Origin of the sequence: Streptomyces sp. AC555_RSS877, assembly GCF_019049245.1 — a bacterium.
In the GTDB taxonomy this organism is placed as follows: Bacteria; Actinomycetota; Actinomycetes; order Streptomycetales; family Streptomycetaceae; genus Streptomyces.
This window is the reverse complement of record NZ_JAGMUK010000221.1, coordinates 226,140-252,516: the sequence shown is the minus strand read 5'-3', so window position 1 is coordinate 252,516 and position 26,377 is coordinate 226,140. Positions and strand designations below refer to the sequence as shown.

Here is a 26,377-nt window from a genome sequence, read left to right as displayed (position 1 = left end):
GTCAGAGTTAGAGTAACCGAACGATCGGTCGGTACAAGGGGGTCCGCCGCATCTGTGGAAAACCCCGTGCGGGAGGATCGCGCACATGACAGCACTCGACCTCAGCAGCCCCGTGGCCGTCGTCGGCACCGGCACCATGGGCCAGGGCATCGCCCAGGTCGCGTTGGTCGCCGGCCATTCCGTACGCCTGTACGACGCCGCCCCCGGCCGGGCGCAGGAGGCAGCCGACGCGATCGGCGCACGCCTGGACCGGCTCGTCGAGAAGGACCGGCTCGGCGGCGCCGACCGGGACGCCGCCCGCGCCCGCCTGCTGCCCGCACAGAACCTCGCCGACCTCGCCGACTGCGCCCTGGTCGTCGAGGCCGTCCTGGAGCGGCTGGACGCCAAGCAGGAGCTGTTCCGCGCGCTGGAGGACATCGTCGGCGAGGACTGTCTGCTCGCCACCAATACCTCGTCCTTGTCGGTCACCGCCATCGGCGGCGCCCTGCGCAACCCGGGCCGCCTGGTGGGCCTGCACTTCTTCAACCCCGCACCACTGCTGCCCCTCGTGGAGGTCGTCTCGGGCTTCGCCACCGACGTCACGTCGGCCACGCGCGCGTACGAGATGGCCCGCGCCTGGGGCAAGACCCCGGTCGCCTGCGCCGACACCCCGGGCTTCATCGTCAACCGCATCGCCCGGCCCTTCTACGCCGAGGCCTTCGCGGTCCACGAGGCCCAGGGCGCCGAACCGGCCACCATCGACGCCGTCCTGCGCGAGTGCGGCGGCTTCAAGATGGGCGCCTTCGAACTCACCGACCTCATCGGCCAGGACGTCAACGAGTCGGTCACCCACTCCGTGTGGCAGGCCTTCTTCCAGGACGTGCGCTTCGCGCCGTCGCTCGCCCAGCGCCGCCTGGTCGAGTCGGGCCGGCTCGGCCGCAAGACCGGACACGGCTGGTACGACCACTCCGAGGACGCCGACCGCCCCGAACCGCACACCGCGGAGCCGGCCCAGCCGCCCGCGTACGTCGCCGCCGAGGGCGACCTGGGCCCGGCCTCCGAACTGCTCAACCTGATCCGGGAGGCGGGCATCCCGGTCCGCGAGGACGAAGAGGACCACGGCACCCGCCTGGTGCTGCCGAGCGGCGGCCAACTCGCCCTCGCCGACGGACAGACCTCGGTCGAGTTCCGGGACGTCGTCTACTTCGACCTCGCGCTCGACTACCGGCGCGCCACCCGCATCGCCCTGTCCGCCTCCCAGGACACCTCCCAGCAGACCCTCGCCGAGGCCACCGGCCTCTTCCAGGCGCTCGGCAAGCAGGTCAGCGTCATCGGCGACGTCCCCGGCATGATCGTCGCCCGGACGGTCGCGCGCATCGTCGACCTCGCGCACGACGCCGTCGCCAAGGGCGTGGCCACCAAGGAGGACATCGACACCGCGATGCGGCTCGGGGTCAACTACCCCCTCGGCCCCTTCGAGTGGAGCCGCAGGCTCGGCCGCAACTGGGCCTACGCCCTCCTCGACGACCTGCACATGCGTGACCCTTCGGGGCGCTACGCACCGTCCCTCGCGCTGTACCGCCACGCGTACGCGACCGACAAGCGGGAGGGCAGCACCTCATGACCACCGCCAAGCGCGACACGTACACCCCGCAGACGCTGCTGTCCGTCGCCGTCCAGGTCTTCAACGAGCGCGGCTACGACGGCACCTCCATGGAGCACCTGTCCAAGGCGGCCGGCATCTCCAAGTCGTCGATCTATCACCACGTCTCAGGCAAGGAGGAGCTGCTGCGCCGTGCCGTGAGCCGCGCGCTGGACGGCCTCTTCGGGATCCTCGACGAGGAGCCCGCGCGCGTGGGGAGCGCCGCGGAGTGTCTGGAGTACGTCGTACGGCGCATGGTCGAGGTGCTCATAGCGGAGCTGCCGTACGTGACCCTGCTGCTGCGGGTGCGCGGCAACACCGGCACCGAGCGGTGGGCCCTGGAGCGGCGCCGCGACTTCGACCACCGGGTCGCCGAGCTGCTGAAGGCGGCGGCGGCCGACGGGGACGTGCGCGGCGACGTGGAGGTACGGCTCGCGACGAGGCTCGTCTTCGGGATGATCAACTCGATCGTGGAGTGGTACCGGCCGGACGGTCGGGGCATGAACGAGCGCGAGGTCGCCGACGCCGTCGCGCGGTTGGTGTTCTCGGGGCTTCGCAAGGAGCGCTGACGTCAGCCCTGCGGCTCCAGGTCCTCCTCCTCGAAGACCAGCAGGGTGCGCGTACTGAGCACCTCGGGAATCGCCTGGAGCCGGGTCAGCACCAGCTCGCGCAGCGCCCTGTTGTCGGAGGTGTGTACCAGCAGCAGGACGTCGAAGTCGCCGCCCACCAGGGCGATGTGGGAGGCGCCGGGCAGTTGCCTGAGCTGTTCCCGCACCGTGCGCCAGGAGTTCTGGACGATCTTCAGGGTGATGTACGCCGAAGTGCCCTGACCGGCGCGTTCGTGGTTGACGCGGGCCCCGAAGCCGCGGATCACGCCGTCCTCGATGAGGCGGTTGATGCGGGCGTAGGCATTGGCACGCGAGACATGGACGCGTTCGGCGACCGACCTTATGGACGCGCGGCCGTCCGCCTGAAGCATCTGCAGGATGTCCAGATCGATCGCGTCGAGTGGACGCGCGGGTGGCTCGGGGCCGCTGCCTTCCGGGCGCTCGGCCATTTGTTCAGATGCCACGTGCCCCCGCCTCTCCGCCATGGACGTACTGCGTTCATTTGAGGCTGTGCAGAACCGTTTGTCCACAGCCTGCGGGTGCCGGTAGCCAAAATGTGCCGACGACCGAACAATCGGTAGGTGAGGCGCATCACATCCGTGGCGCGCCTGAAGCCGCTCCCACGAGGAGGTGCCGTCATGACGGTCATGGAGCAGCGGGGCGCCTACAAGCCGACCCCGCCGCCCGCCTGGCAGCCGCGCACGGACCCCGCGCCGCTGCTGCCCGACGCACGTCCGTACCGCGTACTCGGCACCGAGGCGGCCGCACAGGCCGATCCCGGGCTGCTGCGCCGGCTCCACGCCGAGCTGGTGCGCGGCCGCCGGTACAACGCGCAGGCCACCGCCCTCACCAAGCAGGGCCGTCTGGCGGTCTACCCGTCCAGCACCGGCCAGGAGGCCTGTCAGGTCGCCGCGGCGCTGGTCCTGGAGGACCGCGACTGGCTCTTCCCCAGCTACCGCGACACCCTCGCGGCCGTCGCCCGCGGCCTCGACCCCGTGCAGGCCCTCACCCTGCTGCGCGGCGACTGGCACACCGGCTACGACCCGCGCGAGCACCGCGTGGCGCCCCTGTGCACCCCGCTCGCCACCCAGCTTCCGCACGCCGTCGGCCTCGCGCACGCCGCCCGCCTCAAGGGCGACGACGTGGTCGCGCTGGCGATGGTCGGCGACGGCGGCTCCAGCGAGGGCGACTTCCACGAGGCGCTGAACTTCGCCGCCGTCTGGCAGGCCCCGGTCGTCTTCCTCGTCCAGAACAACGGCTTCGCGATCTCCGTCCCGCTCGCCAAGCAGACCGCGGCCCCGTCGCTGGCACACAAGGCCGTCGGCTACGGCATGCCCGGCCGCCTGGTCGACGGCAACGACGCCGCCGCCGTGCACGAGGTCCTCTCCGACGCCGTACGGCACGCGCGCGCGGGCGGCGGCCCCACCCTGGTCGAGGCCATCACCTACCGCGTCGAGGCCCACACCAACGCCGACGACGCGACCCGCTACCGCGGCGACGCGGAGGTCGACACCTGGCGCGACCACGACCCGATCGTCCTCCTGGAGCACGAACTCACCGAACGCGGCCTGATCGACGACAGCGGCATCCAGGCCGCGCGCGACGCCGCCGAGGCCATGGCCGCAGACCTGCGCGAGCGCATGAACCAGGACCCGCCGCTCGACCCCATGGACCTGTTCGCCCACGTGTACGCCGAGCCCACCCCGCAACTGCGCGAGCAGCAGGCCCAGCTGCGGGCCGAGCTGGCGGCGGAACAGGAAGGGCCGCACCGATGACCACCGTCGCCCTCAAGCCGGCCACCATGGCGCAGGCCCTCACGCGCGCGATGCGCGACGCCATGGCCGCCGACCCGACCGTGCACGTCATGGGCGAGGACGTCGGCACCCTCGGGGGAGTCTTCCGCGTCACCGACGGCCTCGCCAAGGAGTTCGGAGAGGACCGCTGCACGGACACCCCGCTCGCCGAGGCCGGCATCCTCGGCACGGCCGTCGGCATGGCGATGTACGGGCTGCGCCCGGTCGTGGAGATGCAGTTCGACGCGTTCGCCTACCCGGCGTTCGAGCAACTGATCAGCCATGTCTCAAGGATGCGCAACCGCACCCGCGGCGCGCTGCCACTCCCGCTCACCATCCGCGTCCCCTACGGCGGCGGCATCGGCGGAGTCGAGCACCACAGCGACTCGTCCGAGGCGTACTACATCGCGACCCCCGGGCTCCACGTCGTCACGCCCGCCACGGTCGCCGACGCCTACGGCCTGCTGCGCGCCGCCATCGCCTCCGACGACCCGGTCGTCTTCCTCGAACCCAAGCGCCTGTACTGGTCCAAGGCCTCCTGGAACCCGGACGACCCGCAGACCGTTGAACCGATAGGCCGCGCGGTGGTGCGGCGCTCGGGCCGGAGCGCCACACTCATCACGTACGGACCGTCCGTGCCCGTCTGCCTCGAAGCCGCCGAGGCGGCCCGGGACGAGGGGTGGGACCTCGAAGTCGTCGACCTGCGCTCCCTGGTGCCGTTCGACGACGAGACGGTCTGCGCCTCGGTACGGCGGACCGGGCGGGCGGTCGTCGTACACGAGTCGGGCGGGTTCGGCGGCCCGGGCGGGGAGATCGCGGCCCGTGTCACCGAGCGCTGCTTCCACCACCTGGAGGCGCCGGTGCTGCGCGTGGCGGGGTTCGACATTCCCTACCCGCCGCCGATGCTGGAGCGTCACCACCTGCCCGGCGTGGACCGGATCCTGGACGCCGTGGGGCGTCTGCAATGGGAGGCCGAGGGCTGATGGCACACGCTTCTGACATGCACAGCCTGGAGTTCAGGCTCCCCGACCTCGGGGAGGGGCTCACCGAGGCGGGAATCGTCCGTTGGCTCGTCGAGGTCGGGGACCTCGTCGTCGTCGACCAGCCGGTCGTCGAGGTCGAGACGGCCAAGGCGATGGTCGAGGTGCCCTGCCCCTACGGCGGTGTCGTCACCGCCCGCTTCGGCGAGGAGGGCACGGAACTGCCCGTCGGCGCCCCGCTGCTGACGGTCGCGGTGGGCACGCCGGCCTCCGGCGGTCGGAGCGAGGGCTCGGGCAATGTGCTGGTCGGCTACGGCACCTCACAGGCGCCGGCCCGCAGGGGCAGGGTGCGGCCGGGACAGCCGGCCCCGACGACCGCCGCGGCCGACGGCCACGTCGACGCCCCCGAGCCGGCGGACGGCCCGATCCCGGTGATCTCGCCGCTGGTGCGGCGCCTCGCCCGCGAGAACGGCCTCGACCTCAGGGAACTGACCGGCTCCGGCCCCGACGGCCTGATCCTGCGGGCCGACGTGGAGTACGCGCTGCGGGCGGCGGCGGCCCAAGGGCGTACGACGGTTCCGGCCGCCGACACGCACGCGCCCGTGGCGCCCGCCACCACCCCGGCCCCCTCCGCGGCGACCGCCGGAGGCACCCGCATCCCCCTCAAGGGCATCCTGGGTGCCACGGCCGACAAGCTCTCCCGCAGCCGCCGCGAGATTCCGGACGCCACCTGCTGGGTGGACGCCGACGCCACGGAACTCATGAACGCACGTGCGGCGATGAACGCCGCCGACGGGCCGAAGATCTCCCTCCTCGCCCTGCTGGCCCGCATCTGCACCGCCGCCCTGGCCCGCCACCCCGAGCTCAACTCCACCGTGGACCTGGAGGCCAGGGAGATCGTCCGGCTGGACGCCGTGCACCTCGGGTTCGCCGCGCAGACCGAGCGGGGGCTCGTCGTGCCCGTCGTACGGGACGCGCACGCACGGGACGCCCAGTCGATGACCGCGGAGTTCGCCCGGCTGACCGAGTCGGCCCGCCAGGGCACCCTCACTCCCCGGGAGCTCACCGGCGGCACCTTCACGTTGAACAACTACGGCGTGTTCGGCGTCGACGGCTCCACGCCGATCATCAACCACCCCGAGGCGGCCATGCTCGGCGTCGGCCGTATCGTCCCCAAGCCGTGGGTGCACGAGGGCGAGCTGGCGGTGCGCCAGGTGGTCCAGCTGTCGCTCACCTTCGACCACCGGGTGTGCGACGGCGGCACGGCGGGCGGCTTCCTGCGCTACGTGGCGGACTGTGTGGAACAGCCGGCGGTCCTGCTGCGCACCCTCTGATCACGTCGTGACCGCGCCGCCCCTGCCGTGTTCCCCTTGATCGGCGTTCCCTGTGATCGCGGCGGCACGCATACTCGGGGGGTGACCGCCAACCAGCCGCCCGCCGCTGTCGCCGCGTACGACGCCGTCGTACTCGCGGGCGGTGCCGCCCGGCGGCTCGGCGGTGCGGACAAGCCCGGGGTGCGGGTGGGCGGGCGGGCACTGCTCGACCGAGTGCTGGCCGCCTGCGCCGACGCGCGCGGCACCGTCGTCGTCGCCGATCCGCGCCCGACCGCGCGCCCGGTGACGTGGGCGCGTGAGGACCCGCCCGGCGGCGGGCCGGTGGCCGCACTCGACGCCGGTCTGCGCCGCACCACGGCCGACGAGGTCGTCGTCCTCTCGGCCGACCTGCCGTTCCTCGGCGAGGCGACGGTACGGCGGCTGCTGGCCGCCCTGCGGGCCACCGGCACCGAGGGCGCGCTGCTCACCGACGGCGACGGCCGCGACCAGCCACTGGTGGCCGCCTACCGCGCGCCCGCACTGCGCCGGGAACTGACCGGCCTCGTCGCAGCGCACGGCAGCGCCACGGGGCTGCCCCTGCGCCGGCTCACCGCCGGTCTCGACCTCACCCGCGTCCCCGACCCCGTCGCGTCGTTCGACTGCGACACCTGGGACGACATCGCCACCGCCAGGGCACGTATCAGGGAGCATGGGCTCGTGTTGGATGAATGGATTTCCGCAGTCAAGGACGAGCTGGGCATCGACCTCGACGTCGACACCGGTGTGCTGCTCGACCTAGCCCGTGACGCCGCCCACGGCGTGGCGAGGCCGGCGGCACCGCTGACCACCTTCCTCGTCGGCTACGCGGCAGCACGGGCCGGGGGAGGCCCCGAGGCGGTGGCGGAGGCGTCCCGCAAGGCGGCCGCCCTCGCCCTCCGCTGGGCCGACGAGAACACCGCCGACGCCAAGCCGGACGTGGCCCCCGACGCCACGCCCGACACCCGACCGGACGCCGGATGATCGCCCGCGCCGCCCGGACCGGTGAGGACGCCGACGACGCGGAGGACTTCGACGTCGAGGAGGTGCTCGCCCTCGTGAAGGAAGGCAACGGCCACCCCGCCGGTGATCACGTGCCCGCCCCGCAGGCCGGCCCCCCCGAGGCCTCCCACCGACCGGACCCCCGCCACCGGGCCACCCCCTGGCCCAAGGCCCGCGAGATCGCCGAGCGCGCTGCCCGGTCCGCCGGCCGCGGCGCCCACCGGGCCCCCGTCTCCGTCACGCTCGGCGACGCCCTGGGACTGACGCTGGCCGCCCCCCTGACCGCCCTCACCGACCTGCCCTCCTTCGACACCTCGGCGATGGACGGCTGGGCGGTCGCCGGCCCCGGCCCCTGGGCCGTACGGGACGAGGGCGTACTCGCCGGGCAAGCGGAGCCCGATCCGCTCACCGACGGCGAGGCCGTCCGGATCGCCACCGGCGCCCGCATCCCCCTCGACACCACCGCCGTCCTGCGCAGCGAGCACGGCCGCGCGGACGCCAAGGGCCACCTCCACCCGACCCGCGAGATGGCCCACGGCCAGGACATCCGCCCGCGCGGACAGGAGTGCCGCAGCGGTGACCAGCTCCTGCCGGCCGGCACCCTCGTCACCCCGGCGGTGCTCGGCCTGGCCGCGGCCGCCGGATACGACACCGTCACCGCCGTGCCCCGCCCCCGCGTCGAGGTCCTCGTCCTCGGCGACGAACTGCTCACCGAGGGCAGGCCGCACGACGGGCTGATCAGGGACGCACTCGGCCCGATGCTCCCGCCCTGGCTGCGCGCGCTCGGCGCCGAGGTCACCGCCGTACGCCGGCTCGGTGACGACGCCAAGGCGCTCCACAAGGCGATCACCACCTCCGGTGCCGACCTGATCGTGACCACCGGCGGCACCGCCTCCGGCCCCGTCGACCACGTCCACCCCACCCTTCAGCGCATCGGCGCCGAGCTCCTGGTCGACGGCGTCAAGGTGCGCCCCGGCCACCCCATGCTGTTGGCCCGCACCAAGGGCAACCAGCACCTCGTCGGACTGCCCGGCAACCCCCTCGCGGCCGTCTCCGGACTGCTCACGCTCGCCGAGCCGCTGCTGCGCATCCTCGCGGCCCGTCCCGCCCCGGAGCAGTACACGCTGCCGCTGCGGGACGAGGCGCACGGGCACCCGCACGACACCCGGCTCATTCCCGTGGTCCTGCGCGGTGACTGTGCCGTGCCGCTGCACTACAACGGCCCGGCGATGCTGCGGGGCATCGCGGCGGCCGACGCCCTGGCCGTCGTCCCTCCGGGCGGGGCACGGCCCGGTCAGGAGACGGAACTGCTCGACCTGCCCTGGGCCAGCGCCGGGATCGGGGTGTGTTTCACGTGAAACTTCCCGGCCAGGACGCGATCGCTCGGCAGGCGGACGAGCATCTCGTGACCCATCGGGTGCTGCTCCCCCGCAAGGTGGTGGAGCACCCGTTCCGGCAGGTCGCCAAGAGGGTGCTCATGGCCCTGTTCCTGCTCGTGGCCACCGCGGTGATCGTCTACGCCGACCACGACGGCTACAACGACAACTCCGACGGCTCCGTCGACTTCCTCGACGCCTGCTACTACGCGACCGTCACCCTCTCCACCACCGGCTACGGCGACATCACCCCGGTCAGCGACGCCGCCCGGCTCACCAACATCTTCGTCATCACGCCGATGCGCGTGCTGTTCCTGATCATCCTGGTCGGCACCACGCTCGAGGTCCTCACCGAACGCACACGTGAGGAGTGGCGACTCAACCGCTGGAGGTCCACCTTGCGCGACCACACCGTCGTCATCGGCTTCGGCACCAAGGGGCGTTCGGCGATCCAGACCGTCTGTGCGACGGGGCTGAAGAAGGAGCAGGTCGTCGTGGTCGACCCCAGTTCCAAGGTGATCGACGCGGCGACCGCGGACGGGTATGCCGGGGTCGTCGGGGACGCGACGCGCAGCGACGTCCTGATGCGGGCCGAGGTGCACCGGGCCCGGAAGATCATCATCGCGACCCAGCGCGACGACACGGCCGTCCTCGTGACGCTCACGGCCCGGCAGCTCAACAAGGGCGCGAAGATCGTGGCCGCGGTGCGGGAGGAGGAGAACGCTCCGCTGCTGAAGCAGTCCGGCGCTGACGCGGTGATCACCAGCGCCAGCGCCGCCGGGCGGCTCCTCGGTCTGTCCGTGCTGAGCCCCGCGGCCGGCATGGTGATGGAGGACCTGATCCAGCAGGGCAGCGGCCTCGACATCATCGAACGGCCGGTCATAAAGGCCGAGGTGGGCAAGAGCCCGCGGGAGACGGCCGACCTGGTGGTGAGTGTCGTACGCGGGCACCGGGTGCTCGGCTACGACGATGTCGCCGTAGGCACACTGGAGCTGACGGACCGGCTGATCACCATCGTGCGGGCGACGCCGGGCTCGCAGATCGCGCCCGACGTCCGCCCGCTGCCCCAGGACTGACCACGGCACGGGGGCCGGTCACTTGCGGTTGTACAGCCGCATCGTGATCGGCCCGAAGACCAGCACGAACAGGCCCGCCCAGCCCAGCGACCAGGCGACCTCGTCGGCCGGCCAGTCGCCCGCCATCAGTCCGCGCACCGCCGACGCCAGATGTGTCACCGGGCTGTTGTTGACGAAGGCCTGGAGCCAGCCCGGCATGGTCTTCGGGTCGACGAAGACGTTGGACAGGAAGGTCAGCGGGAAGATCACCATCATGCTGACGCCCATCACCGACTTCTCGGTGCGCAGCATCAGTCCGAACATCGTCCAGATCCACGAGAACGCGAACGAGAACACCACCAGCAGCGCGATCCCGGCGAGCACTCCGGCGGCCCCGCCGTCCGGGCGGTAGCCAAGGATCATGCCGACCGTGAGCATGACGACGGATGCGATGGTGTAGCGCAGCGCGTCGCCCAGGAGATAGCCGACCATCACCGACGGCCGCCAGATCGGCAGCGTGCGGAACCGGTCGAAGACGCCCTTCTCGATGTCGGTGTTCACCGAGACGCCGGTGTACATCGTGATCATCACGACCGACATCACCAGGATGCCCGGCAGCAGGAACTGGATGTACTCCTTCGGGGACCCGGCGAGGGCGCCCCCGAACAGGTACGTGTACATCAGCACCATCATGATCGGGAACGCCGTGACGTCGAAAAGCTGCTCCGGCACGTGCTTGATCTTGAGGACGGCCCGCCAGCCGAAGGTCAGCGAGGCCGACAGGGCGCTCGGGCGCGGCGGCCGCTCACCGGCGACGAGCAGCGCGGCGAGGGATTCGGCACTGACCGGGGCCAGGTCCTTGGTCTCCGTGGTCGTCGCGGTGCTCATGCCGCCACCTCGTCCTTCGAGTCGTTCGCGTCGTGGGAGTTCTTCGCGTCGCGGGTGTCATGTCCGGTGAGGGCGAGGAAGACCTCGTCCAGGCTGGGCTGGCCCAGGGAGAAGTTGTCGACGACGACCCCGGTGCGGGCCAGCTCGGCGAGCGCGCGGGCCGCCTGCTCGGCCGCCCCCTGCCCGTTCGCGGCTCCGCCCCCGACACGGGCCGTCAGCGCGACCGGGTCGGGCTCCAGCTGCACGTCCACGCCCAGGGCCAGCCGCAGCACCTCCTCGGCCTGTGGCCGCTGCGCGGGATCACGCAGTCGCAGATGTACGGACCCGGCGCCCACCGACGCCTTCAGCTCGCCCTTGGTGCCCTCCGCGATCACCTTGCCCTGGTCGATGACCGCGATCCGGGACGCCAGCTGGTCGGCCTCGTCCAGGTACTGCGTGGTCAGCAGCACCGTGGTGCCCTGGGCGACGACCGCCCGCACGATGTCCCACACCTGGTTACGGCTGCGCGGGTCGAGGCCGGTCGTCGGCTCGTCCAGGAAGAGCAGCTCGGGCGTGTTGAGGATGGAGGCGGCGATGTCGATGCGCCGCCGCATGCCGCCGGAGTAGTGCTTGACCTGCTTGCCGGCCGCCTCCGTGAGGCCGAAGGCCTCCAGCAGCTGCGCGGCACGTTCCCGCGCGGCCTTCTTGTGCTGACCGAGCAGCCGGCCCAGCAGGACCAGGTTCTCGGTGCCGGTGAGGTCCTCGTCCACCGACGCGTACTGGCCGGTCAGGCTGACCCGGGCGCGGACCTCGTCGGCCTCCCGTACGACGTCGTGCCCGAAGACATGGGCCTCACCGCCGTCCGGCCGGAGCAGCGTGGCGAGCATCTTCACCGTGGTGGTCTTTCCGGCGCCGTTCGGACCGAGAACGCCGTAGACGGTGCCCGCCGGCACCGACAGGTCGACTCCGTCGACGGCCCGGGTCTCGCCGAACGTCTTCACCAGGCCTGCGGTCTCGATGGCCAGGCCGGACGTGTGCTGGCTCATGGGGTGATGTCCTTCCGCGTACTTGGGTTACGCATGGGGAGACCTTTACGGTCGCGCAAACTCATCGCTCCCGCACAGCGAATTTCCGGGAGATCGGTCGAAGGACCGATGGGGACCCGACCAGGGACCGACGAGGATCCGGAACCAAGGACCGACGAGGATCCGACCAAGGGCCGACGAGGACCAGACCGATGACCGGCGAGGGTCCGGCCAAGGACCGAGAGGTAGCGTCCCTTTCATGCATGCGATCACGATTCCCGAACCTGGTGGACCCGAGGCGCTGGTGTGGGACGAGGTCCCGGATCCCGTGCCCGGCGAGGGCGAGGTGCTGGTCGAGGTGGCGGCCAGTGCCGTCAACCGCGCCGACATCCTGCAGCGGCAGGGCTTCTACGACCCGCCGCCCGGCTCCTCCCCCTACCCCGGGCTGGAGTGCTCCGGACGGATCGCCGAGGTCGGCCCCGGTGTCACCGGCTGGAGCGTCGGAGACGAGGTGTGCGCGCTGCTCGCGGGCGGCGGTTACGCGGAGAAGGTCGCCGTACCGGCCGGCCAGCTGCTGCCGCTGCCCAAGGGCGTCGGCCTCACACAGGCCGCCGCACTGCCCGAGGTGGTCGCCACGGTCTGGTCGAACGTCTTCATGATCTCCCACCTCCGTCCCGGCGAGACCCTGCTCGTGCACGGCGGCTCCAGCGGCATCGGCACCATGGCGATCCAGCTCGCCAAGGCTGTGGGCGCCAAGGTCGCGGTCACGGCCGGCAGCAAGGAGAAGCTGGCCCGCTGCGCCGAACTGGGCGCCGACATCCTGGTCAACTACCGCGAGCAGGACTTCGTCGCCGAGATCGAGGAGGCCACCGACGGGGCCGGCGCCGACGTCATCCTCGACAACATGGGTGCCAAGTACCTCGACCGCAACGTCACGGCCCTCGCCGTCAACGGTCGGCTGGCGATCATCGGCATGCAGGGCGGCGTCAAGGCCGAGCTGAACATCGCCGCCCTTCTGCGCAAGCGGGCCGCGATCAGCGCGACCTCCCTGCGGGCCAGGCCCCTCGGCGAGAAGGCGGCGATCGTCGCGGCCGTGCGCGAGCACGTCTGGCCGCTGCTGGACGCCGGTCACGTCCGCCCGGTCGTCGACTGCGAGCACCCTATGAGTGACGCGGCCGCCGCGCACCGGGTGGTGGAGGAGAGCGGCCACATCGGCAAGGTCCTGCTCGTCACGCCGTAGCTGCCCGTCACGCCGTAGATCTCAGGAGGCGGTCCGCCGCACCCGTAGCGCCACGAAGGCGAGCCCCAGCCCGAGTCCGACGAGGATCAGCCCGCCGCCCAGGGGCATGATCCGCAGTCCGGGCTCGGCGGGGCGGGCGGCGCTGTCCTTCGCGGAGCGTGTCGGATGTCCGGGGGGCGGGGCAGCGGTCTCGCGCGGCGGTTCCGGTACGGCGGTGACACCGCCCTCGTCCTCCGGCACCGCGGCTTCGGTGTCCACCCGCTCCGCCTCCTCCGCCTCGAACCTCCGCCCTGGCCGCTCCCGCCCCTCACCCGGCCGGCTCCCGGCCCGCGAGGGCTCGACGGCGGACGGGGAGGCGGATGCGGGGTCGGACGACGAGGACGCGGAGGACGCCGACGCGGACGCGGAGCCAGGCGGAGACGCGGGGGGCGAGGACTCGGCCGCGTACGCTCCCTCATTCCCGTACGTCCACTCACTCCCGTACGGCGACACGACCACCCCGGCGGACACCACGATCAGCACCCCTGTCACGCGCAACGATCGCAGCCATGAAGTCACGGAACAAGCCTGGCATTCACCCGTACACAGGGCATTGTGGACTGGTCCGGAGGGGCCATATCCGGGTCGATGTCGTCGTGAACGGTGGATCAGCCCTTACCGGGGGCACGACGGTGATGAGGTGTAGGGGTGCGAGAGAATGGCGGCATGGAGATGCCGAGGAACGAACGGTCGCCGGAGAACCCACAGATCCTGGTCGTTGGGCAGGACGGGATGGCTCTCGGCGGCGGAGGAGACGAGGACTCCCGCGAGGTTCCCGTGACGGAGATGGTGGAACAACCGGCGAAGGTCATGCGGATCGGAAGCATGATCAAGCAGCTGCTCGAAGAGGTTCGCGCGGCTCCCCTGGACGAGGCGAGCCGGGTCCGGCTCAAGGAGATCCATTCCAGCTCGGTGAAGGAGCTGGAGGACGGTCTGGCCCCGGAGCTCGTGGAGGAGCTGGAGCGGCTGTCGCTGCCGTTCGCGGACGAGGCGACCCCGAGTGACGCGGAACTGCGGATCGCGCAGGCGCAGTTGGTCGGCTGGCTGGAGGGTCTCTTCCACGGGATCCAGACCACCCTGTTCGCCCAGCAGATGGCCGCGCGCGCCCAGCTGGAACAGATGCGCCGCGCCCTTCCGCCGGGCGTCGGCGGTCACGAGGACGGTGACGACCCGCGTACGGTCGGCCGCTCGGGCGGCCCGTACCTGTAGGGCCGAGTCACCCCACCCCCTACGCACAAGGGCCCGGCGGCCGATGGCTGCCGGGCCCTTCCACGTCGTCTCACCGCACCGGCGTCACGACGGATTGCCGGTCGAGATCTCGAACTGCATCTCCGGCGGCTTCTTCGGGTCGAAGTCCGTGCCCGCCGTCGGGTACTGCTTCATGACCGTGCCGTCGCCGTAGGTGTTCTCGTCGACGGAGGTCTTGTCGTAGTTCCACCCGGCCGCCTTGAGGCAGTCCAGGACGGAGTCCCAGTTCTTGAACGCGAAGTCCGGCATCCGCACCTGGGCCGGGTCGTTGTACGACTCGTCCGGCTCGGTGCACTCGGTCTTCTCGACCGTCTTGGAGGTGTCCGGCCCCCGGTAGCCCGCCGCCTTGGTCGATGTCGACGCGCTGGGGCTGTTGCCGGCGTTCGGGTCCTCGGTCCCGCCGCTGTTCATCATCAGCGCCGCGATCAGCCCGCCGACCGCGAGCAGCGACACCACGACCGACCCGATGATCACCGGCTTGTTGCCCTTGCCGCCGCCGGAGGAGACCGGGGCGGTCTGGGGCGTCAGGTTGTACGGCGGTGGAGTCGACGGGTGCTGCGGCGCGTACCCGGACGGACCGGGCGTCTGGTAGCCGGCCTGCTGCGGATAGCCGTACGCCGGGGAAGGCGCCGACGCATGCGGGGTGCCGTACGGATTAGGCGTCGGGGCCGGCTGGTACGGCGTCTGTACGTTGCCCATGGGCCCCGGGGTCGCCTGGTCGACCGGCGGGAACACGGCGGAGCCGACGCCCGCGCCGCTCTGCGACGGCGCACCCGGCACGATGCTCGGCGCGGCGGGCTGGAAGGAGGCGGCCACGCGCAGGCACTCGTCGCGCATCACCTCGGCGCTCGGGAAGCGCTCGTTGGGGTTCTTCTTCAGCGCGCGGGCGATCAGCGCGTCCACCGCGGGCGGCAGGGCGCGGTTGATCGACGAAGGAGCGACCGGCTCCTCCTGCACGTGCGCGTACGCGATCGCCAGCGGCGAGTCCGCGTCGAACGGCAGCCGGCCGGTCACGAGCTGGAACAGCATGATGCCGACCGAGTAGAGGTCGGAGCGGGCGTCGACGCCTCTGCCCAGCGCCTGCTCCGGCGACAGGTACTGCGGGGTGCCGACGACCATGCCGGTCTGGGTCATCGAGGTGACACCGGACTGCATGGCGCGGGCGATGCCGAAGTCCATCACCTTGACCACGCCGCGCTTGGTCATCATCACGTTGCCCGGCTTGATGTCCCGGTGGACCAGGCCCATCTCGTGACTGATCTCCAGCGCGGCGAGCACGTCCGCGGTGATCTTCAGCGCCTTGTCGGCGGGCATCGCGCCGTACTGCCGGACGTCCGCGCCCAGCACCGAGCCGAGCGGCTGGCCCTCGACGTACTCCATGACGATGTACGGCATCGTCGTGCCGTCCAGCTCGTCCTCGCCGGTGTCGAAGACGGAGACGATGTTGGTGTGCGTGAGCTTGGCCACGGCCTGGGCCTCGCGGCGGAAGCGCTCGCGGAAGGCCTGCTCCCGGCCCAGCTCGGTGTGCAGCGTCTTGACCGCGACCTGTCGGTCGAGCACGGCGTCGTACGCGAGATGCACCGAGGCCATACCGCCTTCGCCGAGCAAGTCGCGCAGCTGATAGCGGCCGCCGGCGAGCGCCCGCCCCGCGTACCGGCCCTGTGCGCCGTCCTGGCTCATGTCTCTGCGTCCCCCGTAGGCCTTCAGGCGCCGTGCGTGCCATTGATCCAAAGTGCTATTCCCGGCCAAGTCTGCCGGAGGGCACTGACACGTCAAGCGCGGTGCCCGATCCGTGACCGTACGCGAAAGAAAGGTCGCGCAAGCGTTACAGCAGACGTACGGCCGGTACACACAATTTGCACGCCGGTACGGACTGCAGGTTTGATGGCCGGTCCGTCTTCGGGCCGGTTCCCGGGGTCTTCCCGGATCGGAGGCTTGCGCGGAGGCTGTAGCGTGGCCGACGGAGACCGTAACAACACCGCGCGCACCGCGGGCAGAAACGACGGCGAGGACTGATGGCACAGCAGCAGCGCGCTCAGGGCCCGTCCGACCCCGAGGCGACTGGCGGCGGAATGTCAGATGCGCCGGAACTGTGGGGGAACGGCGGACTGGTCGGAGACGGCCGATATCGGATGACCCGCAGACTCGGCCGGGGCGGCATGGCCGAGGTCTTCGCGGCCGAGGACGTGCGCCTCGGGCGCACCGTCGCGGTCAAGCTGCTGCGCGCCGACCTCGCCGAGGACCCCGTCTCCAAGGCCCGCTTCACGCGCGAGGCGCAGTCGGTCGCCGGACTCAACCACCACGCGATCGTCGCCGTGTACGACTCCGGCGAGGACTTCGTGGGCGGCCAGTCCGTGCCGTACATCGTGATGGAGATCGTCGAGGGGCGCACCATCCGCGACCTGCTCCTCAACGCCGAGGCCCCGGGCCCCGAGCAGGCCCTGATCATCGTCTCCGGTGTGCTGGAAGCGCTTGCTTATTCGCACCAGCACGGCATCGTGCACCGTGACATCAAGCCGGCCAACGTCATCATCACGCACAACGGCGCCGTGAAGGTGATGGACTTCGGCATCGCCCGCGCCCTGCACGGCGCGTCCACGACGATGACTCAAACCGGCATGGTCATGGGCACCCCGCAGTACCTCTCCCCGGAGCAGGCCCTCGGCAAGGCGGTCGACCACCGCTCCGACCTGTACGCCACGGGCTGTCTCCTCTACGAACTCCTCGCGCTGCGCCCGCCCTTCACCGGCGAGACGCCCCTGTCGGTCGTCTACCAGCACGTCCAGGACATCCCGACGCCTCCGTCCGAGGTCTCCGACGCCGTCCCGCCGGAGCTCGACGGTCTTGTCATGCGCTCGCTGGCCAAGGAGCCGGACGACCGTTTCCAGACGGCCGAGGAGATGCGCGGGCTGGTCCAGTACGGCCTGCAGATGCTGTACGAGCAGGGCGGCCACACCGGCACCTGGAACACCGGGCCCGTCGACATGCACGAGGGCCGGCACACCCCGGCGGGGGGCTTCGCGGGCACCAGCGTGATGCCGCACCCCGGTGACTCCTCCGGCACCACGCAGATCCCGCAGCCGATCCTGCCCAACCGCTACGGCGGCGGGGACGACGGCGGCTTCGAGGGACGGGGCAACCGGGGCGGCGGCCGCGGCAAGCTGTGGATCCTCGCCGTGCTCGCGGTGATCGCCATCGCGGCGGGTGTCGCGCTCGCCCTCAACGGCGATGGCGCGAACGGTGGCGGCACGAACCCCACGAAGTCGCCGACCCCCTCGCAGACCACCGCGGACGAGACGGCCAGCGAGACGCCGAGCAGCGACACCAGCGAGCAGCCGACGGACACGTCCACGGACAACGGCACCGGTACGGGGCCCGACCCGGACTACACGCCCTCGTCCAGTCCTTCCAGCACGCCGTCGCAGTCGTTCAGCGAGGAGCCGTCGGACGAGCCGTCGGACGAGCCGACGACCTCGGAGCCGTCGGACGAGCCGACGACCTCGGAGCCGCCGGACGACCCGGTGAGCCCGGACCCGACGGGCGAGGCGCTCGTGGGCGGCACGAGCGACGGCGGCACCACCGGCGGCTGATCATCGGCTGACCGCAGCGCGTCCACGCGCGCGTGCACCCGGAAACGGGCTGCACGCGCGCGTGCTGTTTGTCAGCTCTCTCCAGGACGCTCAGTCGGTGAACGCGCCGCACACCGCGTCGTACTCCCGCGTCCACCACACCGCGAGCGCCGAGGCCGCCGGGAACTGGGGATCCGCGCGGGTGTCGCCCCGCTCGTAGTGCCAGCGCAGCATCCAGAAGTCGTTGAGCCGCTCCCACCACACGCGGTGCACGGCCGCCGCGAGTTCGGAGGGCGTGGCGCCGGCCCTCCGCCGGTACGCGCGCGCGTAGGCCCGCACCTTCGGCAGGTCGAGTGCCCCCGCGGGCCGTACGAAGAAGATCGCTGCGGCGCGTACGGCCTCCTCCGCGCGGGGCTTCACGCCGAGCCGGTCCCAGTCGACGATCGCGGCGGGGGCGTCCCCCTTGTAGAGCAGGTTGAACGGGTGGAAGTCGCCGTGCACCCAGCCCACCGAGCCGCCCCGCGGCGGACGCCGGTCGGCGTGCTGTTCCAGGAGCGCGCGCCGCTCCAGGAGCCGGTGCCGGGCCAGTTCGTCGAAGGAGTCGGCGGGGCGGTGGCGGTGTACGTGGGCGAGCAGGGCGTCGATGAGGGCGAAGGTGTCGGCCGCCTTGGCCGTCTCGGCTGTCTCGGGCGTTTCGGCTGTTCTGGGCGACTTCGCGTGCGCCCGCGCGTGCGACTGCATCTGCATCACGCGTTCCAGGCTCGCGTGCACCACGCCCAGAAGGCCCCCGAGCCGTCCGCACTGGGCGGTGCTGAGCTGGCCGCCGTGGCGGTGCCGGCCGTCGATCCAGGGGTGCAGGGCGTAGGCGTGGCCGCCGACGACCGCGACCGTGCGCCCGTCGCGGCCGGTCAGCGGAGGTGCGACCGGGACGCCGAGGTCGGCCAGGCGCTGGGTGGCCCGGTGCTGGCGGGCGATCGCGGCGGGGTCGGCGGTCTCGGGGTCGAAGTGGTGCTTGAGGAAGTAGCGGCCGCGGGTCGTACAGAGCCGGTAGCCGCGGTTGAGAAGCCCTTGGTCGACGGGCTCGCAGGCGAGGGCGGATCCGGCGGAGTACTGGCGGAGGAGGGCTCCCAGCGGGGGCGCGTGGGGCATGAGGGGTGGTACACAAGAGCGCGGCACGCTACCCGATGCTAGGGCAGAATCCAGGCCTCTGAGCTGGGGGTTGTCACAGACAGTCGCTTTCGATCACGTGAGGTGCCGGAAGTTGCGCGCCCGCGTGGTCGAGCCCCGTGAAGGGGGCCCGGGTGGCTGGAATCCGTGCCGACGCGTCGGCGGCCGTTCCTGCTCGGCCGGCGCCTCGGTGTCCGTCCCGGCCGCGGCGGCTCAGCGGGAAATCCCCGTTTTCGCCCACAAGGCGGTGTCGTACACGCCCGCGAGACCCGCGCCGGGGAGACTCTTCCCGTGACCTGGGTCACCGGGATAACGTGCCGTTGTTCCGGCCCCCTGCAAGGCTGTGACCAGGGACGGTGTCCGATTTCGCGATTTTACTTGGAAATCCAAGCAAAAACGCAGGTCAGAAGGGGTTTCACAGAAATGTGGAGCACTGGGTAACGTGCCTGTTGCAGGGCGCTCGCCGGGGCACCTGTCACGCCTGTCGCCGACGAGCCGCACCCACCCCGTGCGTCCGGAGGACCACAGGTGAGCCGCACTGGCACCCGGCGAACCCGGGTAGCCGGACCGACGGAGGAGCACACGTGACCGTGGAGAGCACTGCCCCGCGCAAACCGCGACGCAGCGCAGGTACGACCGGTGCGAAGAGCACGGCCGGCAAGCGCCCGACCGCAAAGAAAGCGCCAAGCACCAAGCCCGAACTCGTCCAGCTGCTGACGCCCGAGGGCGAGCGGATCGAGAGCGCGGAGAACGCCGCGTACGACAAGTACGTCGCCGACATCACCCCCGACGAGCTCCGCGGCCTGTACCGCGACATGGTGCTCACCCGCCGCTTCGACGCCGAGGCCACCTCCCTGCAGCGCCAGGGTGAGCTGGGTCTGTGGGCGTCGCTCCTCGGTCAGGAGGCCGCCCAGATCGGCTCCGGCCGGGCCCTGCGCGACGACGACTACGTCTTCCCCACCTACCGCGAGCACGGCGTCGCCTGGTGCCGCGGGGTGGACCCGACCAACCTGCTCGGCATGTTCCGCGGCGTGAACAACGGCGGCTGGGACCCGAACAGCAACAACTTCCACCTGTACACGATCGTCATCGGCTCGCAGACCCTGCACGCCACCGGCTACGCGATGGGCGTGGCCAAGGACGGCGCGGACTCGGCGGTCATCGCCTACTTCGGCGACGGCGCCTCCAGCCAGGGCGACGTCGCCGAGTCCTTCACCTTCTCGGCCGTCTACAACGCCCCCGTGGTGTTCTTCTGCCAGAACAACCAGTGGGCGATCTCCGAGCCGACCGAGAGGCAGACCCGGGTCCCGCTCTACCAGCGCGCGCAGGGCTACGGCTTCCCGGGCGTCCGGGTCGACGGCAACGACGTACTGGCCTGCCTGGCCGTCACCAAGTGGGCGCTCGAGCGCGCCCGCAGCGGCGAGGGCCCCACGCTCGTCGAGGCGTACACGTACCGCATGGGCGCCCACACCACCTCCGACGACCCCTCCCGCTACCGCCACGACGACGAGCGGGCCGCCTGGGAGGCGAAGGACCCGATCCTGCGCCTTCGCCGTTTCCTGGAGGCCGCAAACCACGCGGACGAGGGATTCTTCGCGGAACTCGAGGCCGAGAGCGAGGCGTTGGGCAGGCGAGTGCGCGAAGCGGTCCGTGCCATGCCGGACCCGGACCACTTCGCCATGTTCGAGCACGCGTACGCGGACGGACACGCGCTGGTGGACGAGGAGCGGGCGCAGTTCGCCGCCTACCAGGCGTCGTTCGCCGAGGCAGAGGGGGGAAACTGAGATGGCCCAGACGATGGCTTCCGAGCCGGTCAAGAACATGGCGCTGGCGAAGGCGATCAACGAATCGCTGCGCACGGCCCTGGACGCGGACCCCAAGGTCCTCGTCATGGGTGAGGACGTCGGCAAGCTAGGCGGTGTCTTCCGTGTGACGGACGGCCTGCAGAAGGACTTCGGCGAGAGCCGGGTCATCGACACCCCCCTCGCCGAATCCGGCATCGTGGGCACGGCGATCGGCCTCGCCCTGCGCGGTTACCGCCCGGTGGTGGAGATCCAGTTCGACGGTTTCGTCTTCCCCGCGTACGACCAGATCGTCACGCAGCTCGCGAAGATGCACGCGCGTTCGCTGGGCAAGGTCAAGATGCCGGTCGTCGTCCGCATCCCGTACGGCGGCGGCATCGGCGCGGTGGAGCACCACTCGGAGTCCCCGGAGGCGCTGTTCGCGCATGTGGCGGGCCTGAAGGTGGTCTCCCCGTCGAACCCGTCGGACGCCTACTGGATGATGCAGCAGGCCATCCAGAGCGACGACCCGGTGATCTTCTTCGAGCCGAAGCGCCGCTACTGGGACAAGGGCGAGGTGAACAGGGAGGCGATCCCCGGCCCGCTGCACAAGGCGCAGGTCGTCCGCGAGGGCACGGACCTCACCCTCGCCGCCTACGGCCCGATGGTGAAGCTCTGCAAGGAGGTCGCCGACGTGGCCGCCGAGGAGGGCAGGTCCCTGGAGATCCTGGACCTGCGTTCGGTGTCTCCCCTGGACTTCGACTCCATCCAGACCTCGGTGGAGAAGACCCGCCGCCTGGTGGTGGTCCACGAGGCACCGGTGTTCTTCGGCTCGGGCGCGGAGATCGCCGCCCGGATCACCGAGCGCTGCTTCTACCACCTGGAAGCCCCGGTGCTGCGGGTCGGCGGCTACCACGCCCCGTATCCGCCGGCCCGCCTGGAGGAGGAGTACCTGCCGGGCCTGGACCGGGTACTCGACGCCGTCGACCGTGCCCTGGCGTACTGAGGAGAGGGTCGTGACGACGATGACGGAAGCGTCCGTACGCGAGTTCAAGATGCCGGACGTGGGCGAGGGGCTCACCGAGGCCGAGATCCTCAAGTGGTACGTCAAGCCCGGCGACACGGTCACCGACGGCCAGGTGGTGTGCGAGGTCGAGACGGCCAAGGCGGCGGTGGAACTGCCCATCCCGTACGACGGAGTCGTACAGGAGCTGCACTTCGCCGAGGGCACCACGGTGGACGTGGGCACGTCGATCATCGCGGTGAACGTGTCCGGCGGGGGCCCCGCTGCCGCCGCTTCCGCGGAGGCGACCGCCCCCGCGACGGCGCCGGCTCCCGCCGAACCGAAGCCCGAGGAGCCGAAGACGGCGGGTTCCGGCCGCCAGCCGGTCCTGGTGGGCTACGGCGTGGCGACCTCCTCCACCAAGCGCCGCCCCCGCAAGGGCCCGGAGATCCCGGCCCAGGAGGCGTCGTCAGCGATCCAGGCGGAGCTGAACGGGCACGGGACGGGCACCGGGACCGCCAAGCCGCGCCCGCTGGCGAAGCCGCCGGTGCGCAAGCTGGCGAAGGACCTGGGCGTCGACCTGGCGACGGTGGTGCCCTCCGGCCCGGACGGCATCATCACCCGGGAGGACGTGCACGCGGCGGCGGCACCGGTGTCCGAGCCGGTGACGCAGACCCCGGTCGCGGAGCCCGCGCCCGTGCCCGCCGCTCCCGCCGCCGTGGCTGTGGCGGCGTACGACACCTCCCGCGAGACCCGTATCCCGGTGAAGGGCGTCCGCAAGGCGACGGCCGCGGCGATGGTCGGTTCGGCCTTCACCGCCCCGCATGTCACCGAGTTCGTGACGATCGACGTGACCCGCACGATGAAGCTGATCGAGGAGATCAAGCGGGCCCCCGAGAAGCACGAGATGCAGGGCCTGCGGGTCAACCCGCTGCTGCTGATCGCCAAGGCCCTGCTGGTTGCGATCAGGCGCAACCCTGACATCAACGCCTCCTGGGACGAGGCCAACCAGGAGATCGTGCTCAAGCACTACGTCAACCTGGGCATCGCGGCCGCCACCCCGCGCGGCCTGATCGTCCCGAACATCAAGGACGCGCACGCCAAGACCCTCCCGCAACTGGCCCAGTCGCTGGGCGAACTGGTGTCCACGGCGAGGGAGGGCAAGACCTCCCCCGCCGCCATGCAGGGCGGCACGGTGACCATCACCAACGTCGGCGTCTTCGGCGTCGACACCGGCACACCGATCCTCAACCCGGGTGAGTCCGCGATCCTCGCGGTCGGTGCGATCAAGCTCCAGCCGTGGGTCCACAAGGGCAAGGTGAAGCCCCGCCAGGTCACGACACTGGCCCTGTCCTTCGACCACCGCCTGGTCGACGGGGAGTTGGGCTCCAAGGTGCTGGCGGACGTGGCGGCGATCCTGGAGCAGCCGAAGCGGCTGATCACCTGGGCGTAGGGGGCGGCGGGGGCGAAGGCCGGCCCCCGGCATTGTCACGGCCGACATGGTGAAGGGCCCTCCGCCGACGGCGGAGGGCCCTTCACTCACAGGTGCGGCCGGTCGAAGGCCGGATCAGCCGAGCCTGGCGAAGCCGTAGTTGAGCAGCTTCGTCGCGTCCGTCGCGCGCTGGCTTGCGCTCGTGGAGGACAGGACCGTGCCGATGACCGTCTTGCCGTTACGGGTGGCGGCGAAGACGAGGCAGTAGCCCGCCTCGGAGCCGGAGCCGGTCTTGACACCGATCGTGCCGCTGTAGCTGCTGAGCAGGGTGTTGGTGTTCGTCCACGTCGGCATGGTGCGCGTGCTGCCGGTCTTGGTGATCGTCTTGGCGGTGTACGACTTCGTCTTGACGACCGTGCGGAACGTGGAGTTCTTCATCGCGCTGCTGGCGAGCTTCGTCAGGTCCTTCGGCGTCGAGTAGTTGGCGCCGTTGCCGATGCCGTCGAACGAGTCGAAGTGCGTGTTCGTCAGGCCGAGGCTCTTCGCCTGGCTGTTCATCTTGCCGATGAACGACTTCACGCGTGCCGCACGCGTGGTGCCCGAGCCGAACTTGTCGGCGAGCGCGTACGCGGCGTCACAGCCGGACGGCAGCATCAGCCCGTACAGCAGCTGGCGGACGGTGACCTTGTCGCCGACGATCAGGCGGGCCGAGGAGGCGCCCTTCGACACGATGTAGTCGCTGTACGCCTTCTGGATCGTGACCTTCGCGTCGAGGTTGAGGTTCGACTGCGCGAGCACGACCTTGGCGGTCATGATCTTCGTGGTGGAGCCGGTGGAGCGCTTGGTGTTCGCGGCCTTGCCGTACAGCCCCGCGCCGTTCGCGTTGTTCATCACGTAGCCGCCCTTGGCGACGATCGTGGGCGCGGTGACGGCCTGTGCGGGTGCCGCGGCGAGGGCTCCGGACGCGAGCATGGCGCCTGCGGTCACGGTGACGGCGGCGGCTCGGCGGAAGCGGACAACCTGGAAGCCGTCCTTGATGCCGGTTATCAACTGAGATACCCCGATTGTGTCGAATGCCCCTGGAGGTGCGGCCGAGTTGAGGTGCAAAGAAGGTGGGGCCGCAGGTGTGTGACTCGTAACTAGCACAGAAGGTTGTGCGGCTGCTGGGGCGGGTTCCCGTTATTTGCCGCAGCCTTTACCGGAGATGCCCTCCAGGTCCGCATGGTGGACGGTCGCCATCATGCGTACGTGTTGTATCTAAGTTGTGGGCATGAGCCTGGCAGTCAAGCACCCGCCCGCCGCCGACCGCGTGTACGCGCACGTCAAGCAGGGCGTCCTGGACCGCCGTTACGAGGGCGGCGTTCTTCTGACCGAGGGTGAACTCGCCGACGCCGTGGGGGTTTCCCGCACACCTGTGCGGGAGGCGTTGCTGCGGCTGGAGGTGGAAGGGCTGATCAAGCTCTACCCGAAAAAGGGAGCGCTCGTCCTGCCCGTCTCCGCCCAGGAGATCAAGGACGTGGTCGAGACCCGGCTGCTGGTCGAGGAGCACGCGGCGCGCAAGGCCGTACCCGCCCCCGCCGGACTCATCGAACGGCTCGAGGGACTGCTGGCCAAGCAGAAGGCGCAGGCCGCCGCCGGAGACCTCGCCGAAGCCGCCGTCACCGACCGCTGCTTCCACGCCGAGATCGTCCGCAGCGGCGGCAACGAAATCCTCTCCCGGCTCTACGACCAGCTCCGCGACCGCCAACTGCGCATGGGCGTCGCCATCCTGCACTCCCACCCCGACCGCATCGCCAAGACCCTCGTCGAGCACGAGGAGATCCTCGAGGCGCTGCGCTCCGGGGACGCGGAGGCCGCCGTCGGTGTCGTCCACCGGCACGTCGGCTGGTTCTCCCATCTGGCCCGGGGGGACGTCCGATGAGCTCGGCGTCGGTCACCCTGCCGGGTGACCCTCCGGGCGGGCGGCGCGCCATGGCCGTCTGGGGCATCGGCGTCTCCGTGTACTTCGTCGCCGTCATCTTCCGCACGTCGCTCGGGGTGGCCGGCCTCGACGCCGCCGACCGCTTCCACGTCAACGCGTCCGCCCTGTCGACGTTCTCGATCCTCCAGCTCCTCGTGTACGCGGGCATGCAGATCCCCGTCGGCCTGCTGGTGGACCGGCTCGGCACCAAGAAGGTGCTGGGCCTGGGGGTCGTCCTCTTCACGGCCGGACAGCTCGGCTTCGCCTTCTCCCCGTCGTACGGCATGGCCCTCGCCTCGCGGGCGCTGCTCGGCTGCGGGGACGCGATGACGTTCATCAGCGTGCTGCGGCTCGGCTCCCGCTGGTTCCCGGTCCGGCGCGGTCCGATGGTCGCGCAGCTCGCGGGGCTGGTCGGCATGGCGGGCAACCTGGTCTCCACCCTCGTACTGGCGCGGCTGCTGCACGGCGTCGGCTGGACGGCGGCCTTCGCGGGCAGCGCGCTCGCCGGTGTCGTGGTGCTGGTTCTGCTGCTGCTCTTCCTGAAGGACCACCCCGAGGGGCACGAGCCGGAGCCGTCCCCGCATCAGGGGGCGGCGTACGTACGGCGGCAGATCGCCGCGTCCTGGCGGGAGCCGGGGACGCGGCTCGGGCTGTGGGTGCACTTCACGACCCAGTTCCCGGCGATGGTGTTCCTGCTGCTGTGGGGCATGCCGTTCCTGGTCGAGGCGCAGGGGCTGTCACGGGCCGTGGCGGGGGAGCTGCTGACGCTGGTCGTGCTGTCCAACATGGTTGTCGGGCTGGTCTACGGGCAGGTCGTCGCCCGGCATCACGCGGCGCGGCTGCCGCTGGCTCTGGGGACCGTGGGGACGACGGCGCTGATGTGGGCCGTCACGCTGGCCTATCCCGGCGAGCACGCGCCGATGTGGCTGCTGATCGTGTTGTGCACGGTCCTGGGTTCGTGCGGGCCCGCGTCGATGCTCGGCTTCGACTTCGCCCGGCCGGCGAATCCGCCGGAGCGGCAGGGGACCGCGTCCGGGATCACGAACATGGGGGGTTTCGTCGCCTCGATGACGACGCTGTTCGCGATCGGGGTGCTGCTGGACGCGACCGGCGACGACTATCGCGTCGCGTTCTCCTCGGTGTTCGTGCTCCAGGCGGTCGGGGTGAGTCAGATTCTGCGGTTGCGGAAGCGGACGGCCCGCAGGGAGCGGGAGCGGTTGGTCGCCAGCCGGGTGGAGACGGTGCACGTGCCCGCGTAGGGC

Annotated in this window: 23 protein-coding genes; 16 read left to right on the top strand and 7 right to left on the bottom strand. The window is 71.2% G+C overall.

Features of this window, described 5'->3' with window-relative positions; genetic code table 11:
• Nucleotides 1-85: 85 nt before the first annotated feature.
• On the top strand, nt 86-1,603 hold the full coding sequence (locus KUM49_RS46300; RefSeq protein WP_217243005.1) for a 3-hydroxyacyl-CoA dehydrogenase: 1,518 nt from the start codon (nt 86-88) through the stop codon (nt 1,601-1,603).
• Entirely contained in the window at nt 1,600-2,190 is a 591-nt protein-coding gene (locus KUM49_RS46295) for a TetR/AcrR family transcriptional regulator (RefSeq protein ID WP_217243004.1), read from the top strand. The genes KUM49_RS46300 and KUM49_RS46295 overlap by 4 nt, the downstream gene beginning before the upstream one ends.
• A 2-nt stretch (nt 2,191-2,192) precedes the next feature.
• On the opposite strand, the gene KUM49_RS46290 is transcribed toward KUM49_RS46295, so the two are convergent.
• Nucleotides 2,193-2,678, bottom strand: a complete 486-nt coding sequence (locus tag KUM49_RS46290) for an Lrp/AsnC family transcriptional regulator (protein ID WP_217243050.1) — start codon at nt 2,676-2,678, stop codon at nt 2,193-2,195.
• A gap of 189 nt (nt 2,679-2,867) precedes the next feature.
• On the opposite strand from KUM49_RS46290, the gene pdhA (KUM49_RS46285) reads away from it, so the two are divergent.
• From pdhA (KUM49_RS46285) to KUM49_RS46260, 6 genes are all read left to right on the top strand, one after another.
• Nucleotides 2,868-4,004, top strand: a complete 1,137-nt coding sequence (gene pdhA / locus KUM49_RS46285; protein WP_217243003.1) for a pyruvate dehydrogenase (acetyl-transferring) E1 component subunit alpha — start codon at nt 2,868-2,870, stop codon at nt 4,002-4,004.
• Nucleotides 4,001-5,005 carry an alpha-ketoacid dehydrogenase subunit beta gene (locus KUM49_RS46280; RefSeq protein ID WP_217243002.1) on the top strand — a complete coding sequence of 335 codons (1,005 nt, stop codon included), beginning with the start codon at nt 4,001-4,003 and terminating at the stop codon, nt 5,003-5,005. Before pdhA (KUM49_RS46285) ends, KUM49_RS46280 begins: the two co-directional genes overlap by 4 nt.
• A complete protein-coding gene (locus KUM49_RS46275) occupies nt 5,005-6,336 on the top strand; it encodes a dihydrolipoamide acetyltransferase family protein (protein ID WP_217243001.1) in 1,332 nt (443 codons plus the stop codon). Before KUM49_RS46280 ends, KUM49_RS46275 begins: the two co-directional genes overlap by 1 nt.
• A gap of 81 nt (nt 6,337-6,417) precedes the next feature.
• Complete coding sequence (locus KUM49_RS46270; protein WP_217243000.1) at nt 6,418-7,335, top strand: NTP transferase domain-containing protein; 918 nt, start codon at nt 6,418-6,420, stop codon at nt 7,333-7,335.
• Nucleotides 7,332-8,711 (top strand): molybdopterin molybdotransferase MoeA, encoded by a 1,380-nt coding sequence (locus tag KUM49_RS46265; protein ID WP_217242999.1) that lies wholly within the window; start codon nt 7,332-7,334, stop codon nt 8,709-8,711. The genes KUM49_RS46270 and KUM49_RS46265 overlap by 4 nt, the downstream gene beginning before the upstream one ends.
• A complete protein-coding gene (locus KUM49_RS46260) occupies nt 8,708-9,805 on the top strand; it encodes a TrkA family potassium uptake protein (protein WP_217242998.1) in 1,098 nt (365 codons plus the stop codon). The genes KUM49_RS46265 and KUM49_RS46260 overlap by 4 nt, the downstream gene beginning before the upstream one ends.
• 18 nt (nt 9,806-9,823) lie before the next feature.
• Here the strand turns inward: KUM49_RS46260 and KUM49_RS46255 are convergent, their stop codons facing one another.
• Both KUM49_RS46255 and KUM49_RS46250 read right to left on the bottom strand, forming a co-directional pair.
• Complete coding sequence (locus tag KUM49_RS46255; protein ID WP_217242997.1) at nt 9,824-10,672, bottom strand: ABC transporter permease; 849 nt, start codon at nt 10,670-10,672, stop codon at nt 9,824-9,826.
• On the bottom strand, nt 10,669-11,697 hold the full coding sequence (locus tag KUM49_RS46250; protein ID WP_217242996.1) for an ATP-binding cassette domain-containing protein: 1,029 nt from the start codon (nt 11,695-11,697) through the stop codon (nt 10,669-10,671). The genes KUM49_RS46255 and KUM49_RS46250 overlap by 4 nt, the downstream gene beginning before the upstream one ends.
• 238 nt (nt 11,698-11,935) lie before the next feature.
• On the opposite strand from KUM49_RS46250, the gene KUM49_RS46245 reads away from it, so the two are divergent.
• Complete coding sequence (locus KUM49_RS46245) at nt 11,936-12,916, top strand: NAD(P)H-quinone oxidoreductase (RefSeq protein ID WP_217242995.1); 981 nt, start codon at nt 11,936-11,938, stop codon at nt 12,914-12,916.
• A 21-nt stretch (nt 12,917-12,937) separates the two neighbouring features.
• On the opposite strand, the gene KUM49_RS46240 is transcribed toward KUM49_RS46245, so the two are convergent.
• Nucleotides 12,938-13,474 (bottom strand): hypothetical protein, encoded by a 537-nt coding sequence (locus tag KUM49_RS46240; protein ID WP_308407029.1) that lies wholly within the window; start codon nt 13,472-13,474, stop codon nt 12,938-12,940.
• A gap of 147 nt (nt 13,475-13,621) precedes the next feature.
• Here KUM49_RS46240 and KUM49_RS46235 point away from each other — a divergent pair, with 147 nt between their 5' ends.
• Nucleotides 13,622-14,164, top strand: a complete 543-nt coding sequence (locus KUM49_RS46235) for a bacterial proteasome activator family protein (RefSeq protein WP_217242994.1) — start codon at nt 13,622-13,624, stop codon at nt 14,162-14,164.
• Nucleotides 14,165-14,248: 84 nt separating this feature from the next.
• On the opposite strand, the gene KUM49_RS46230 is transcribed toward KUM49_RS46235, so the two are convergent.
• Complete coding sequence (locus KUM49_RS46230; protein WP_217242993.1) at nt 14,249-15,883, bottom strand: protein kinase; 1,635 nt, start codon at nt 15,881-15,883, stop codon at nt 14,249-14,251.
• 335 nt (nt 15,884-16,218) lie between these two features.
• Here KUM49_RS46230 and KUM49_RS46225 point away from each other — a divergent pair, with 335 nt between their 5' ends.
• Nucleotides 16,219-17,793, top strand: a complete 1,575-nt coding sequence (locus tag KUM49_RS46225) for a protein kinase (RefSeq protein WP_217242992.1) — start codon at nt 16,219-16,221, stop codon at nt 17,791-17,793.
• A 90-nt stretch (nt 17,794-17,883) separates the two neighbouring features.
• Here the strand turns inward: KUM49_RS46225 and KUM49_RS46220 are convergent, their stop codons facing one another.
• Nucleotides 17,884-18,921, bottom strand: a complete 1,038-nt coding sequence (locus KUM49_RS46220; RefSeq protein WP_217242991.1) for a phosphotransferase — start codon at nt 18,919-18,921, stop codon at nt 17,884-17,886.
• 602 nt (nt 18,922-19,523) lie between these two features.
• Between KUM49_RS46220 and pdhA (KUM49_RS46215) the strand changes: the two genes are divergently transcribed.
• The 3 genes from pdhA (KUM49_RS46215) to KUM49_RS46205 are packed head-to-tail and all read left to right on the top strand — an operon-like array spanning nt 19,524 to nt 23,176.
• On the top strand, nt 19,524-20,723 hold the full coding sequence (gene pdhA / locus KUM49_RS46215) for a pyruvate dehydrogenase (acetyl-transferring) E1 component subunit alpha (RefSeq protein ID WP_217242990.1): 1,200 nt from the start codon (nt 19,524-19,526) through the stop codon (nt 20,721-20,723).
• A 1-nt stretch (nt 20,724) separates the two neighbouring features.
• Nucleotides 20,725-21,726, top strand: a complete 1,002-nt coding sequence (locus KUM49_RS46210) for an alpha-ketoacid dehydrogenase subunit beta (protein ID WP_217242989.1) — start codon at nt 20,725-20,727, stop codon at nt 21,724-21,726.
• A 10-nt stretch (nt 21,727-21,736) separates the two neighbouring features.
• The gene (locus tag KUM49_RS46205) at nt 21,737-23,176 is read left to right on the top strand and encodes a dihydrolipoamide acetyltransferase family protein (protein WP_217242988.1); all 1,440 of its coding nucleotides are present in this window, start codon (nt 21,737-21,739) and stop codon (nt 23,174-23,176) included.
• Nucleotides 23,177-23,290: 114 nt separating this feature from the next.
• Here the strand turns inward: KUM49_RS46205 and KUM49_RS46200 are convergent, their stop codons facing one another.
• Nucleotides 23,291-24,193 (bottom strand): D-alanyl-D-alanine carboxypeptidase family protein, encoded by a 903-nt coding sequence (locus KUM49_RS46200; protein WP_374200284.1) that lies wholly within the window; start codon nt 24,191-24,193, stop codon nt 23,291-23,293.
• 232 nt (nt 24,194-24,425) lie between these two features.
• Here KUM49_RS46200 and KUM49_RS46195 point away from each other — a divergent pair, with 232 nt between their 5' ends.
• Together KUM49_RS46195 and KUM49_RS46190 are read left to right on the top strand one after the other, a co-directional pair.
• A complete protein-coding gene (locus KUM49_RS46195; protein ID WP_217242986.1) occupies nt 24,426-25,076 on the top strand; it encodes a GntR family transcriptional regulator in 651 nt (216 codons plus the stop codon).
• The gene (locus KUM49_RS46190; RefSeq protein WP_217242985.1) at nt 25,073-26,374 is read left to right on the top strand and encodes a nitrate/nitrite transporter; all 1,302 of its coding nucleotides are present in this window, start codon (nt 25,073-25,075) and stop codon (nt 26,372-26,374) included. Before KUM49_RS46195 ends, KUM49_RS46190 begins: the two co-directional genes overlap by 4 nt.
• The last annotated feature ends 3 nt before the right edge of the window (nt 26,375-26,377 follow it).

What these genes read in the sequence shown, in the direction of transcription:
- KUM49_RS46190 (WP_217242985.1), top strand. Translation starts at nt 25,073, where the DNA reads ATGAGCTCGGCGTCGGTCACCCTGCCGGGTGACCCTCCGGGCGGGCGG.
- KUM49_RS46275 (WP_217243001.1), top strand. Translation starts at nt 5,005, where the DNA reads ATGGCACACGCTTCTGACATGCACAGCCTGGAGTTCAGGCTCCCCGAC.
- KUM49_RS46245 (WP_217242995.1), top strand. Translation starts at nt 11,936, where the DNA reads ATGCATGCGATCACGATTCCCGAACCTGGTGGACCCGAGGCGCTGGTG.
- KUM49_RS46230 (WP_217242993.1), bottom strand. Translation starts at nt 15,883, where the DNA reads ATGAGCCAGGACGGCGCACAGGGCCGGTACGCGGGGCGGGCGCTCGCC.
- KUM49_RS46235 (WP_217242994.1), top strand. Translation starts at nt 13,622, where the DNA reads ATGGAGATGCCGAGGAACGAACGGTCGCCGGAGAACCCACAGATCCTG.
- KUM49_RS46290 (WP_217243050.1), bottom strand. Translation starts at nt 2,678, where the DNA reads ATGGCCGAGCGCCCGGAAGGCAGCGGCCCCGAGCCACCCGCGCGTCCA.
- KUM49_RS46225 (WP_217242992.1), top strand. Translation starts at nt 16,219, where the DNA reads ATGGCACAGCAGCAGCGCGCTCAGGGCCCGTCCGACCCCGAGGCGACT.
- KUM49_RS46250 (WP_217242996.1), bottom strand. Translation starts at nt 11,697, where the DNA reads ATGAGCCAGCACACGTCCGGCCTGGCCATCGAGACCGCAGGCCTGGTG.
- pdhA (WP_217243003.1), top strand. Translation starts at nt 2,868, where the DNA reads ATGACGGTCATGGAGCAGCGGGGCGCCTACAAGCCGACCCCGCCGCCC.
- KUM49_RS46220 (WP_217242991.1), bottom strand. Translation starts at nt 18,921, where the DNA reads ATGCCCCACGCGCCCCCGCTGGGAGCCCTCCTCCGCCAGTACTCCGCC.
- KUM49_RS46280 (WP_217243002.1), top strand. Translation starts at nt 4,001, where the DNA reads ATGACCACCGTCGCCCTCAAGCCGGCCACCATGGCGCAGGCCCTCACG.
- KUM49_RS46255 (WP_217242997.1), bottom strand. Translation starts at nt 10,672, where the DNA reads ATGAGCACCGCGACGACCACGGAGACCAAGGACCTGGCCCCGGTCAGT.
- KUM49_RS46210 (WP_217242989.1), top strand. Translation starts at nt 20,725, where the DNA reads ATGGCCCAGACGATGGCTTCCGAGCCGGTCAAGAACATGGCGCTGGCG.
- KUM49_RS46265 (WP_217242999.1), top strand. Translation starts at nt 7,332, where the DNA reads ATGATCGCCCGCGCCGCCCGGACCGGTGAGGACGCCGACGACGCGGAG.
- KUM49_RS46300 (WP_217243005.1), top strand. Translation starts at nt 86, where the DNA reads ATGACAGCACTCGACCTCAGCAGCCCCGTGGCCGTCGTCGGCACCGGC.
- KUM49_RS46295 (WP_217243004.1), top strand. Translation starts at nt 1,600, where the DNA reads ATGACCACCGCCAAGCGCGACACGTACACCCCGCAGACGCTGCTGTCC.
- KUM49_RS46195 (WP_217242986.1), top strand. Translation starts at nt 24,426, where the DNA reads ATGAGCCTGGCAGTCAAGCACCCGCCCGCCGCCGACCGCGTGTACGCG.